This window comes from uncultured Thiohalocapsa sp., from assembly GCF_913062725.1.
GTDB lineage: Bacteria > Pseudomonadota > Gammaproteobacteria > Chromatiales > Chromatiaceae > Thiohalocapsa.
This window is the reverse complement of sequence record NZ_CAJXWY010000006.1, coordinates 37,159-49,224: the sequence shown is the minus strand read 5'-3', so window position 1 is coordinate 49,224 and position 12,066 is coordinate 37,159. Positions and strand designations below refer to the sequence as shown.

General features: G+C 67.4%; 12 protein-coding genes. 5 read left to right on the top strand and 7 right to left on the bottom strand.

Translation table 11 applies throughout. The annotated features are described in order from the left end of the window. Positions 1 to 3: 3 nt before the first annotated feature. A complete protein-coding gene (alaC, locus tag QZ588_RS02705) occupies positions 4 to 1,260 on the bottom strand; it encodes an alanine transaminase (RefSeq protein WP_295539594.1) in 1,257 nt (418 codons plus the stop codon). A 201-nt stretch (positions 1,261 to 1,461) separates the two neighbouring features. On the opposite strand from alaC, the gene QZ588_RS02700 reads away from it, so the two are divergent. After that, positions 1,462 to 2,067, top strand: coding sequence for a hypothetical protein (locus tag QZ588_RS02700; protein WP_295539591.1), 606 nt, complete (start codon positions 1,462 to 1,464; stop codon positions 2,065 to 2,067). A 39-nt stretch (positions 2,068 to 2,106) separates the two neighbouring features. Here the strand turns inward: QZ588_RS02700 and QZ588_RS02695 are convergent, their stop codons facing one another. Beyond that, the gene (locus QZ588_RS02695) at positions 2,107 to 2,496 is read right to left on the bottom strand and encodes a DUF302 domain-containing protein (RefSeq protein WP_295539589.1); all 390 of its coding nucleotides are present in this window, start codon (positions 2,494 to 2,496) and stop codon (positions 2,107 to 2,109) included. 162 nt (positions 2,497 to 2,658) lie between these two features. On the opposite strand from QZ588_RS02695, the gene QZ588_RS02690 reads away from it, so the two are divergent. Beyond that, complete coding sequence (locus QZ588_RS02690; RefSeq protein WP_295539587.1) at positions 2,659 to 3,231, top strand: CIA30 family protein; 573 nt, start codon at positions 2,659 to 2,661, stop codon at positions 3,229 to 3,231. Between the two features lie 113 nt (positions 3,232 to 3,344). Here QZ588_RS02690 and QZ588_RS02685 read toward each other — a convergent pair whose 3' ends face one another. The 4 genes from QZ588_RS02685 to sufB form a co-directional block, all read right to left on the bottom strand. Continuing rightward, entirely contained in the window at positions 3,345 to 3,779 is a 435-nt protein-coding gene (locus tag QZ588_RS02685; protein ID WP_295539584.1) for an SUF system Fe-S cluster assembly protein, read from the bottom strand. A 95-nt stretch (positions 3,780 to 3,874) separates the two neighbouring features. Next, positions 3,875 to 5,227, bottom strand: coding sequence for a Fe-S cluster assembly protein SufD (gene sufD, locus QZ588_RS02680; protein ID WP_295539582.1), 1,353 nt, complete (start codon positions 5,225 to 5,227; stop codon positions 3,875 to 3,877). Continuing rightward, positions 5,224 to 5,976 carry a Fe-S cluster assembly ATPase SufC gene (gene sufC / locus QZ588_RS02675; RefSeq protein WP_295539580.1) on the bottom strand — a complete coding sequence of 251 codons (753 nt, stop codon included), beginning with the start codon at positions 5,974 to 5,976 and terminating at the stop codon, positions 5,224 to 5,226. The genes sufD and sufC overlap by 4 nt, the downstream gene beginning before the upstream one ends. Before the next feature lie 223 nt (positions 5,977 to 6,199). Further along, a complete protein-coding gene (gene sufB, locus QZ588_RS02670; protein ID WP_295539577.1) occupies positions 6,200 to 7,708 on the bottom strand; it encodes a Fe-S cluster assembly protein SufB in 1,509 nt (502 codons plus the stop codon). 469 nt (positions 7,709 to 8,177) lie between these two features. On the opposite strand from sufB, the gene QZ588_RS02665 reads away from it, so the two are divergent. The 3 genes from QZ588_RS02665 to QZ588_RS02655 are packed head-to-tail and all read left to right on the top strand — an operon-like array spanning position 8,178 to position 10,733. Continuing rightward, on the top strand, positions 8,178 to 8,417 hold the full coding sequence (locus QZ588_RS02665) for a hypothetical protein (RefSeq protein WP_295539574.1): 240 nt from the start codon (positions 8,178 to 8,180) through the stop codon (positions 8,415 to 8,417). Between the two features lie 29 nt (positions 8,418 to 8,446). Next, the gene (locus QZ588_RS02660) at positions 8,447 to 9,574 is read left to right on the top strand and encodes an ABC transporter ATP-binding protein (protein WP_295539571.1); all 1,128 of its coding nucleotides are present in this window, start codon (positions 8,447 to 8,449) and stop codon (positions 9,572 to 9,574) included. A 4-nt stretch (positions 9,575 to 9,578) separates the two neighbouring features. Next, the gene (locus tag QZ588_RS02655; RefSeq protein ID WP_295539568.1) at positions 9,579 to 10,733 is read left to right on the top strand and encodes a RuBisCO large subunit C-terminal-like domain-containing protein; all 1,155 of its coding nucleotides are present in this window, start codon (positions 9,579 to 9,581) and stop codon (positions 10,731 to 10,733) included. 53 nt (positions 10,734 to 10,786) lie between these two features. On the opposite strand, the gene QZ588_RS02650 is transcribed toward QZ588_RS02655, so the two are convergent. Beyond that, positions 10,787 to 12,061 carry an MFS transporter gene (locus tag QZ588_RS02650; RefSeq protein WP_295539567.1) on the bottom strand — a complete coding sequence of 425 codons (1,275 nt, stop codon included), beginning with the start codon at positions 12,059 to 12,061 and terminating at the stop codon, positions 10,787 to 10,789. Positions 12,062 to 12,066 lie beyond the last annotated feature (5 nt).

Genomic DNA, 12,066 nt, shown 5'->3' with positions numbered 1-12,066 from the left:
GTCTCAGGCGGGCTGCGACGCCGGGTGCTGCACACCGGGTGCGGCGGACTCACCGCCGGCATCGCCACCGCGGCCGTCCTCGCGAAACATCTGCTTGATGCCCCGCACCGCCTGGCGGGTGCGGTGCTCGTTCTCGATCAGGCTGAAGCGCACGTGATCGTCGCCGAAATCGCCGAAGCCAATGCCCGGCGACACGGCAACCTTGGCATCGCGCAGCAGCTTCTTGGAGAATTCCAGCGAGCCCATGTCCCGGTACTGCTCAGGGATCCGCGCCCAGACGAACATAGTGGCCCGCGGCTTGGGCACGAACCAGCCGGCGTCGTTGAGACCGTCGCAGAGACAATCGCGCCGGCGCTGGTACATGTCACGAATGTCGGCAACACATTGCTGGGAGCTCTCCAGCGCATGGATGGCTGCGACCTGAATGGGCGTGAAGGTGCCATAGTCCAGATAGCTCTTGATGCGGGCCAGCGCCGAGACCAGGTCCGGGTTGCCGCACATGAAACCGACGCGCCAGCCGGGCATGTTGTAGCTCTTGGACATGGAAAAGAACTCCACCGCCAGATCCTTGGCGCCCGGAACCTGCAGGATGGAAGGCGCCTTATAGCCGTCGAAGACGATGTCGGCATAGGCCAGGTCGTGCACCACCCAGATGCCGTGCTCGCGGGCCACCTCCACCACGCGCTCGAAGAAGTCCAGCTCGACGCAGGTGGTGGTTGGGTTGCCGGGGAAATTCAGCACCAGCATTTTCGGCCGCGGCCAGGAGCTCTGGATGGCTTCCTGAAGCTCCTCGAAGAAATCCACATCCGGCGTCAGGCGCACGTGGCGCACATCGGCGCCGGCGATAATGAAGCCGTAGGGGTGGATCGGATAGGCGGGATTCGGCACCAGCACGGTGTCGCCGGCGCCCATGGTGGCCAGCGCCAAATGCGCCAGCCCCTCCTTGGAGCCGATGGTGACGATGGCCTCCGTGGCCGGGTCCAGCTCCACGCCGTAGCGCTCGGCGTACCACCCGGTGATGGCGCGGCGCAGCCGCGGAATGCCGCGGGAGACCGAATAGCGATGGGTGTCGCGGCGGATTGCGGCCTCGGTGAGCTTGTCGACGATGTGCTGCGGCGTGGGCTGATCCGGGTTACCCATGCCGAAGTCGATGATATCCTCACCCCGTGCCCGCGCCGCAGCCTTCAACTCGTTGACGATGTTGAAGACGTAGGGCGGCAGCCGCTCGATGCGGCGAAAATTGGGCTTGGGTGCGACCACGTTGAAACCTCGGCCTTGTCCGCGATGATAAAAGGGTCAGAGTGTAACCGCAGCACCCGCGGAAGCAAGCACCACCGACACACCCACCCGCCGCGCGCACGCCACCGCCCGGGCTCAATGGTGCCTTGCGCCGTCGACCCGGGCGCGCAGCCCACGGTGCCAACGCGCACCCTGCGCCACAGCCGAATCGAAGTCGCAGCCATGGTCAGCACAGATGTGAGTATTCCCGACAGCCCAGCCACAGCACAGCCCCCCGCAGACGGCCACCGCTTCCGCTACCAGCCCTTTTTCTGCGAGGAGAACGCCTGGTGGCTCTGCGCCGAGCCCGCGCTGGGCGACGGCCCGCGTGCTGTATTGTTCGTGTCGAGCGCGCGCGGCGCGTGCCCGCTTGCGGCCCAGCGGGCCGTGCCGCCGGGGATGCTCTGCTGGTGGGACTACCATGTGGTGGTGCTCGATGCGTTGGCGCGTATCTGGGATCTGGACACACGGCTTGGTCTGCCGGTCAGCGCCGCCGACTGGCTGCACCAGACATTCCCCTCCATCGAACGCCTGCCCGCGGACCTCATGCCCTGGTTTCGGCTGGTGCCGGCGGCGGCCTACCGGGCACAATTCGCGAGCGACCGCAGTCACATGCGCACCGCCGGCGGTGGCTGGTGCCAGCCACCGCCGGCTTGGCCGCCCATCGGTGCGGGCATGAATCTGGCGCATTACCAAAGCCTGGCGCCGAACGGGCCCGGAGAGATCCTAAGCTGGCGCGAGCTCCTTGCGCGCGTCAGCGCCGAGCGCGGCGCATCCCCGCAGCCATAGCGGCATGCGCCCACAACGCCCCCGATGGGGCGTGCCTGATCAGCCGGAAAGGGCGGTGACCACGCGATCGAGGCGCTCGCGAACCTCGGATGCGAGCGCGGGCACCTGCGGATTGTTCACCAGCCCCAACACCGCCGCCGGGTCCATGAAAAGCACCGATGTCCGCCCGTCCGGCTCGGCCCGCACCACCACGTTGCAGGGCAGCAACAGGCCGATGTCGGGCTCCGCGGTCAGCGCCTGGTGCGCCAGCTGCGGGTTGCAGGCACCCAGAATGCGGTAGGGGCGATGCGCCACGTCGAGCTTGGCTTTCAGTGTGCCGGCGACGTCGATGTCGCTCAGCACACCGAAGCCCTCGTCCTTCAACGCTGCGGTGACGCGGGTGATGGTCTCGTCGAAGCCGGTATCCACGGTTGTAGAAAATCCGTACATGATGTACTCCTCATGGCAGGTGTCTGGTTGGCGCACGACAACGGGCGTGGCAGGTGAGCGTATCACCTGCGAACAGCGTTGCGTCGCCGGCGAAGGCGAAGTCGACTGCGTCGCAGGCGTTCCCAGGATGACAGGGTCGCACCGCTGATGCAGACTGTCGCCATGCGACGGGCTGCCCGACTCCTGGCCATGACCACCCTGTTCACCACCATCGCCGGCGCCGATGCCGGCGGCCTCATCGATGATTTTGCCGCCGCCGACGGGCTGTCGCGTCTCGGCACGCCCTGGCGACTCGTGACCGATCAGGTGATGGGCGGCGTGTCGAGCGCGGCGCTGCGGCGCCGCACGCTGGACGGCCGCCAGGCGCTGTGTCTGCAAGGCGACGTCAGCCTGGCCAACAACGGCGGCTTCGTGCAGGTGAACCTCGACCTGTCCCGGTCTGGCCCGCTGGACGCCAGCCAATTCGCCGGCGTCCGGCTGCTGGTGCGCGGCAATGGCGAGACCTACAACGTGCATCTCAAAACGACGGCCACCAGCATGCCATGGCAGTCATATCGTGCAGACTTTATTGCGGACACGACCTGGCGAGAGATCCACCTCCCCTTCGCCGCCTTCAGCCCCCACCGCCTCGTGCCGGCCCTGGATACGACGCGCCTGAAGCGCCTTGGCGTCGTCGCCATCGGCCGCGTGATGCACGCCGAGCTCTGTATCGCCGAGGTCGGCTTCTACGAGTGAGCCGCTGGCGAACTCGGACGCCGGAGCAGCCGTGTTGGCGCCGCCCGTGGGCGCGGCGAAGCCGCGGCCCTGCCTGTGGGCTGCTGATTCGGTCCCGACCACACGCCTGCCTGCTACAGCATACCGAGCTGCAGCTTGGCGGCGTCGGACATGGTATCCGGGCTCCAGGGTGGATCCCACACCAGCTCGACGTCGACCTCACCCACGCCGTCGACGGTCTTCACGGCGTCCTTGACCATCACCGGCATCATGCCGGCGACAGGACAGGCCGGCGCCGTCAGGGTCATATCAATGGCGATGTGGTTGTCCTCGCCGATGTCGATCTTGTAGATGAGACCGAGATCATAGATGTTGACCGGGATTTCCGGGTCATGGACCTCCCGCAACGCCGCGATGATGGGCTCCCGCAGGGCCTCGCCGCCGGGTGCGGCGGTGGCGGCATCACCCTGCGCCGGCACCGTGGCGGCGGTGCCGACCTCGGTCTCATCACGATCGACGCCTTCTTGACGACCGGCCCCGAAGCCGGCGAAACGCGCAAGTCTATTCATCACTTCACCACCGTTACGGCTTCCGGGCGCGAGTCCCAGCATGCGAGCCCGGAATGGGTTTCGGTTCGCCTCCCGAAGGAGAGTCAGGTTGCCCCCTACAGCGGCACGGCCTCCAATCGGTGGCCGACGGCCTCTGCGACGTACGCCGCCAGGGCGTCATTGCCCAGGGCGTCGATGATCTCGCCGGCAAATCCGATGCAGAGCATCCGCCGTGCCAGCGCCTGGGGGATACCGCGGGAGCGCAAATAGAAGAGCATCTCCGGCTCGATCTGACCCACGGTCGTACCATGGCTGCACTTGACATCGTCGGCATAGATCTCGAGCTGCGGCTTGGTGTCCACTTCCGCATGCTCCGACAGCAGGAGATTGCGGTTGGACATTTCGGCGTCCGTGTGCTGGGCGTCCTTGGCCACGTATACCAAACCGTCGAACACGGCCTTGCCTCTGCCGTGGACGATGCCCTTGAAGTTTTCTCGACTCGCGCAGTGCGGCAGCCCGTGGTGCACATCCAGGTGATAGTCCAACAACTGTTTGTCGCCGGCCAGATACAAGCCCTGGAGATTGCATTCGGCGTACTCGCCGCTGAAGCGGGTCACCAGATCGGTGCGCGCCCAACGCGCGCCGATCCCCACATTGATGCCATCATAGCGGCTGTTGGCGGCCTGGCTGAGATAAACGCCCGAGATGTGGAAGGCGCTCGGACTCTCCAGCTGGATACGCCTGTGCTTGAGCGCCGCATCACGCCCGAGCCGGATCTCCATGAGGGCGTTATTGCCGTAGAGCGCGTCCCCAAGGCTCGCGAAGCGCTCGATGAGCGCGACCTGGGCGCCGTCACCGAGGCTGATCAGATGCCGCGGCTGAGCGATCCGCGGCTCGTCCATGCCGACGGAGAGGTGCAGCAGCTCGATGGGCTGCTCCACCAGGGTGCCGCGCTCGGCGTGCAGCATCATGCCGTCCTCGAAGCCCGCGCTGTTCAGGGCCGCAAAGACATGCGCACCCTCCCCGGCCACGGCGTTCAGGTGATCGGCCAGGGCCGTCTGCGCCCCGGCGAGCTCGGTGCATAGCGGGCTGATGCGCACTCCCGCAGGCAGGTTGGACAGGTCGGAGAGCTGAGGCGTAAACCGACCGTTGACAATGACCACACGATGCGCGTCCAGCCCGGATACCAGCACCTCGTCGATGTCCTCGGGCAGCAAGGCGCTGAGCGGCTCGTCCACGGCCGTGAAGCCTTGCTCCAGCAGGGTGCGCAGGCCGGTGTAGCGCCAGCCCTCGGACTTGCCCGTGGGGGCACCCTCACTGCGTACCCGCGCGAGGGCGGCGGCGCGGATGCGTGCGAGCCAGTCGGGCTCGGCGGTGGCCGGCGTCGCCGGCAGCCAGCGGTCGAAGGGGCTGGCCTCCGGTACCGGCGCCGTGGCGGTGATATCGGACTTCAGTGCCTGCGCGCTCATGCCGCGGCCTCATCGACGATCCAGCCATAACCCTTGTCTTCCAGCTCCCGCGCCAGTTCCTTGCCGCCGGAACGGATGATGCGGCCCTTGGCCAGTACATGGACATAGTCGGGCTCGATGTAGTCGAGCAAGCGCTGGTAGTGGGTGACCACCAGCATGGAGCGCTCCGGGCTGCGCAGGGCGTTGACGCCGTTGGCCACCACGCGCAGCGCGTCGATATCGAGACCGGAATCGGTTTCGTCCAAAATGGCGAGCTTCGGCTCCAGCAGCGCCATCTGGAAGATCTCGTTGCGCTTCTTCTCGCCGCCGGAGAAACCCACATTCACCGGCCGCTTCAGCAGCGAGTCGTCGAGGTGCAGCACCTTCAGCTTCTCTTTCATCAGGCGCAGGAAGGAGACGGCATCCAACTCGTCCTCGCCGTGGTATTTGCGCTTGGCATTCAGCGCCGCCTTGAGGAAGTAGGTGTTGTTGACGCCCGGCAGCTCCACCGGATACTGGAAGGCCAGAAACAGGCCCAGACAGGCGCGCTCTTCGGGCTCCAGCGCCAGCAGGTCCCGATCGTCGAAGGTGACGCTGCCGCCGGTGACCGCGTAGCCCTCGCGCCCCGAAAGCACGTGTGCGAGCGTGCTCTTGCCGGAGCCATTCGGGCCCATGATGGCATGCACCTCGCCGGCGCCCACAGTCAGATCGAGTCCCTTGAGGATCTCTTTCTCGTCGACTTCGGCCTTCAGGCCTTGTATTGACAACATGTTCGACTCCCAATCGGCTGACGGCATCCGTGCGCCTGTCATCGGATGCGGCTTGCTTTTACGTTAACACCGTGACGCCTCCACGGATGGCGCAACGGCTGGAGTGCGGAGCAAGAAGCCCCGCGACCATATCGGTGTCGCTCGCCGCCCTGCGTTTGCGGCGAGCGGGTGGCACCGGCGCCGGTGGGCACCGCGCACCGGGGCGATGCCCGGCTGCTGCGCGTCAGCCGACGGCGCCCTCGAGACTGATGCTGAGCAGCTTCTGCGCCTCCACGGCGAATTCCATCGGCAACTCGTTGAAGACCTCCTTACAGAAGCCGTTGACGATCATGGAAACGGCGTCCTCTTCGGTGAGGCCGCGGGAGCGGCAGTAGAAGAGCTGATCGTCGCTGATCTTCGATGTGGTGGCCTCATGCTCCATCTTCGCCGTCGGATTCTTCACCTCGATGTACGGGAAGGTGTTGGCGGCGCACTTGTCACCGATGAGCAATGAATCGCACTGGGTGTGGTTGCGCGCCCCCTCGGCCTTGCCGGCGATGCGCACCAGGCCCCGGTAGGACTGGATGCCGTGCTGGGCGGAGATCCCCTTGCTGACGATGGTGGAGCGGGTGTTCTTGCCCAGATGGATCATCTTGGTGCCGGTGTCCGCCTGCTGTCTGCCCTTGGTGACGGCCACCGAGTAGAACTCGCCCACGGAGTTGTCGCCGCGCAGGATGCAGCTCGGGTACTTCCAGGTGATGGCGGAGCCGGTCTCCACCTGGGTCCAGCTGATCTTGGAGTTGTCGCCGCGGCAGTCGCCGCGCTTGGTGACGAAGTTGTAGATGCCACCACGGCCCTCTTCGTCGCCCGGGTACCAGTTCTGCACCGTGGAGTACTTGATCTCAGCATTGTCGAGTGCGATCAGCTCCACCACCGCGGCGTGCAGCTGGTTCTCGTCACGCTGCGGGGCGGTACAGCCTTCCAGGTAGCTGACGTAGCTGCCCTCGTCGGCGACGATGAGCGTGCGCTCGAACTGTCCCGTCTTGGCCTCGTTGATGCGAAAATAGGTGCTGAGCTCCATGGGGCAGCGGGTATGCTTGGGCACATAGACGAAGGTGCCGTCGGTGAACACCGCGGAGTTGAGCCCGGTGTAGAAGTTGTCCGTCGGCGGTACGACGCTGCCCAGGTATTTCCGCACCAGCTCCGGGTATTCCTGTACCGCCTCGGAGATGGAGCAGAAGATCACACCGGCCTCGGCGAGCTTGTCGCGGAAGGTGGTGGCCACCGAGACACTGTCGAAGACGGCGTCAACGGCCACGCCGGCCAGCGCCTTTTGCTCTTCGATGGGGATGCCGAGCTTCTCGTAGGTCTCGAGCAGCACCGGGTCCACCTCGTCCAGGCTCTTCAGCTCCTTTTTCTTCGGCGCCGAAAAATAGGAGATGGTCTGATAGTCGATGGGCGGATAGTGCACCGCCGCCCACTCGGGCGTCGGCATGTCGAGCCATTTGCGGTAGGCCGCCAGGCGCCAGTCGAGCATCCACTGGGGCTCACCCTTACGCTGGGAAATGATGGCGATGACAGACTCGTCCAGGCCGGGCGGCAGGGTGTCGGACTCGATTGCGGTGACGAAGCCGTGCTCGTACTCGGACTTGACCAGATGGCCGTACTCCGCCTCGGCCTGCGCCGCCTTCGTGGAGGTCTGCGCCGCCGTCTTGGTGTCGCCGGGGAGGACGTCGTCGGGTGTTGCACTCATGGCTCGCTCCGATTTCTGAGTAGATTACTCGGTTATTGTATTGTGCATTCGCGCTTATTCAAGGCGCTCGTCGCAGGGAATTCAGCCGCCGCGGGGCGGTGGCCGCGGACGCTGCCTGCGCAGCGGAAGTCAATGCGGGGCGCACGGCTTTCAAGCCCCCTGTGCGGCCCGGCGTCGAGCGCTGCCCCGCCGCCCGCGTGGACGGCTCGGCGGCGACTCGGCGGCTGCAGCAACCGGCGCTGGGGCGGGCACTCGAGTGCATCACGAAGCAACCAGTGCGGATGCGCCGTGGCTGCGCGGGCGCCGAACGCCGACGCAATCCTGGTTGGCGGGTGTCAGTACCGCTGGCATTCCGAAGCATCGATGCCCAAAGCCAACGCATCAAAGCAACCGCAGGCCTGTGCGCCATGGGCCGAATCGTCGATAATCCTAGCATGTAGCGTCCAACGGCCGGCGACCTGTGCCCTGCGTGCTCGATCGCAACCAGACGCCGGCGGGCGATCGCGTGTCGGCGAACACCAATGGCGGCAACGCGGTGACGGGGGCCGGGCACGACACGATGCTGTCGACCGCAGGCTCGCAGCGACTTGTACGTGGCAGGTGCGCCGCCGAAGCGCGCAAATGCCCGATTCGCACGAACGGCCGCCGTGACGACAAGCCACCCCGCGGACAGGCCGCCAGCGTCCCGGCGCGCCCGGCCCGCTTCTGATTCACCGCTCGCCGCAGACCCTGAGCCACATGCCCGATTGCCGCTCCCGACTCCCAACGCCGTCCGCTCAGGACGCCGCCACCGGCGCCCCTGCAGAGACCAACGCCAGCGCGAGCCAACTGTCGGTGGTCGACGTCAGCGTCGCCTACGGCGACACCACCGTGGTCCAGGACATCGCCTTCGTGCTGGAGGCCGGCAATATCGGCTGCCTGCTCGGCCCCTCCGGCTGCGGCAAGACCACACTGCTGCGCGCCATCGCGGGTTTCGAGCCCGTCAGCCGCGGCGAGATCCGCCTGCATGGCGAGCAGGTGTCCCGGCCCGGCTACACGCTCGCCCCGGAGCGGCGGCGTATCGGCATGGTATTCCAGGACTTTGCCCTCTTCCCGCACCTGAGCGTCAGCCGCAACATCGCCTTCGGCCTGCGCGGGCAACCCCCCGCAGCGCGCCGCCGGCGGGTGGGAGAGTTGCTGGAGCTGGTGGGCCTGACGGGCGCCGCCCGCAAGTATCCCCACGAGCTCTCCGGTGGCATGCAGCAGCGCGTGGCCCTGGCGCGAGCCATGGCACCACGCCCGCAAATCCTCTTGCTGGACGAGCCCTTCTCCAGCATGGATGCGGAGCTGCGCGAGCAGATCGCGCGCGAGGTCCGCGATGTCCTCAAGCGCGAGGGCGTGACGGCCATACTCGTCACCCATGACCAGCTGGAAGCCTTTGCCATGGCCGATCTCATCGGCGTCATCGGCGGCGGCCGGGTGCACCAGTGGGGCACCGGCTTCAGCCTCTACCATGAGCCCGCCGACCGCTTCGTCGCGGACTTCATCGGCCAGGGCGTGCTGCTGCCCGCCACCGTGCACGACGAGCTGCGGGTAAAAACCGAGCTCGGGCGCGTCGCCGGCGAGCGCCCGCACGGCCTCGCCCCCGGCACCTCCGCGGAGGTGCTCATTCGCCCGGACGACATGGTCTATGACGAATCGAGCCCCAGAAAGGCGGTGATCGTCGAGCGCGCCTTCCGCGGCGCCGAGTTCATGTACACTGTGAGGCTCGCCAGCGGCACCGAAGTGCTCTGCCTGGTGCCCAGTCACCACCGCCATGCCGTCGGCGAGGAGATCGGCATCCGCTTGCAGGCGGATCATCTGGTGGTCTTTCCTGTGCCGGAATGAGGATATGTCCAGCGACGACCCGCTGCCCCTCGCCCTGAGTGGCGAGCGCTTCACGGCCCACTACCGCATCCGGGCCGATAACACGCCGGCGGCCCGCGCCCGTGCCCATGAGATCTGCCTGGAGCAGACCGTGGAATTCCCGGACGCGCTCATCCCCAACGCGGCGATCCGCCAGCAAATCGTCGGCACCCCGGACAGGCCGGTGGCCGCCGGCGACGGCGCCTGGGATGTGGCCATCCACTATCCCATCGAGGCCGCCGGCGGCGAGCTGACGCAGTTCCTCAACGTGCTCTTCGGCAATGTCGCGCTGCAGCCCGGCGTGCGGCTGATGGACATCGACCTGCCTGACCCGCTGGTGGTGCGCCTGACCGGCCCCCGCTTCGGCATCGCCGGACTGCGCCGACTGCTACAGGTGCCGGAGCGCCCCCTGCTCTGCACCGCGCTGAAGCCCATGGGGCTGTCATCCCGCGCCCTGGCGCAGCTCGCCTACCGGCTGGCGCTGGGCGGCATCGACCTCATCAAGGACGACCATGGCCTCGCCGATCAGCCCTTCTCACCCTTTCATGACCGCGTGCCCCGCTGTGCGCAAGCCGTGGCCCGCGCCAACCGCGAGACCGGCCGTCGCTGCCTCTATCTGCCGAATGTCACGGCACCGGCGCCAGTGGTTCGAGCGCGCGCCCACACCGCCCGCGAGGCCGGCGCCGGCGGGCTGCTGATCTGCCCCGGACTCACGGGCTTCGATACCCTGCGGGCGCTCAGCGCCGATGCCAACCTGGGGCTGCCCATCCTGAGCCATCCGGCCTTCGTCGGCGGCCTCGCCCTGAGCCCGGACACGGGCCTCGCCCCCGGGATGCTCTATGGCCGCCTGAACCGCCTCGCCGGCGCCGATGCGGCCATCTTCCCGCATCTGGGTGGGCGCTTTGCGTTCTCGACTACGGACTGCCGCGACATCGCCGCCGGCTGTGCCGATGCCATGGCGGGGCTTGCGCCTATCTTTCCCGTGCCCGCCGGTGGCATGACACTCGCCCGGGTACGCGAGCTGCGCGATTTTTACGGTCGCGATTGCATGCTGCTCATCGGCGGCGACCTGCATGCGCTGGAGCCGGGCGAAGACCTGGTGCAGCGCTGCCGGCGGTTCGTGGCACTCGCCGCCGGCTGATGCATGCAACGATGCGCAGGCCTTGCCGCCCGCCGGCCTGAGCCGACAGCCCGCTAGGCCGTGCCCTTGCGGCCGGCCCGCAGCAGCGGCAGCACCAGCAGCGAGCCCAGCACCATCGCCGCCGTGGCGACGTAGAGCACCGTATCGAAGCCGAAGCGGCTCGCCAGCACGCCAGCGCCGAAGGCGGCGGCGACGCTGGCGAGCGCCGTGGTGGAGTTGAGGATGCCCACGGCCTCGCCCTCATTCATGGTGGATAACTGCGCTGCCCAGCCCGTGCCGGCGACGATGAGCGGCGACCAGGCCACCGGCAGCAGCACGAAGGCGAGCGGCCCGAGCACCCCGAGCCCCGCCGGCTGCCAGAGCGCCAGCGCCGCCATGGCGCCGACGGAGGCCAAGCTCATGAGACTGCCGATGAGCACCACGGCGCCGTCGCCGATGCGCTGTCCGAGTACACCCGAAGGCGCGTAGGCGAAGATACCGATACCGGCGCCGACGGCGTAATAGATGGATGAGACCCCGGCGTCGACACCGTACACATCCTTCATGAGCAACGGGTAAAGGTTGTAAATCAGCCAGGTGCCGAGCATCACCAGCAGCCAGCAGAGCATGAACAGGGCGTAGGGGCTGCGCAGATGCGCGAGAAAGCGCCCCAGCAGGGCAGAGGGGGCAGGGCCGACGTGCCCATGCGGCAGGATCTGCCGCGGCGGCGCGTGCCGGCGGGAGGCGGCGTTATCGCCCGCCCCGGCCTGCGCCGCCGGCGTCTCAGGCTTGGCGCGCCGGCCCCGGGGCGTCCCCAGCAGGCCGATGAGCAGCCCCGGCAGCATCAGCGCCGCCGACGCCAGCATGCCCCAGGTCGGCGCCTGCTGCAGCAAGGCGGCCAGCCCCAGCCCCGCCGCCTGACCGATGCCGTAGCAGGTCTGCATCCAGCCGATGCGTTGGTCCCATTCGGCCTTGGGGCGGAATTCCACGATGAACATGGACGCCACCGTATTGGTGGCGGCGACCCCGAGCCCCTGCATCAACGCGAGCACGAACCATTCCAGGTCCGTCTCCGCCAGCGGGAAGAGGCCAAGACCAATGGCCAGCAGCACGTAGCCCGCAGCGTAGATCAGTCGATGTCGTCCGCTACCGTCTGCGAGGGCACCAAATACGGGCGCCGTCAACTGACCGATGTAGAGCGCCGCAACCACCAGTCCCGCCTCCGCCGGACCGGCGGCGCCGCCGACGATGAGCGGCAGCAGGATGGGGGCGGTGCCGAGCACCACCACGCCCTGAAAGGCATAACCGCCATACCAGGGGGACATGGATGCGAAAGGTTGCCGGGCCATCGACG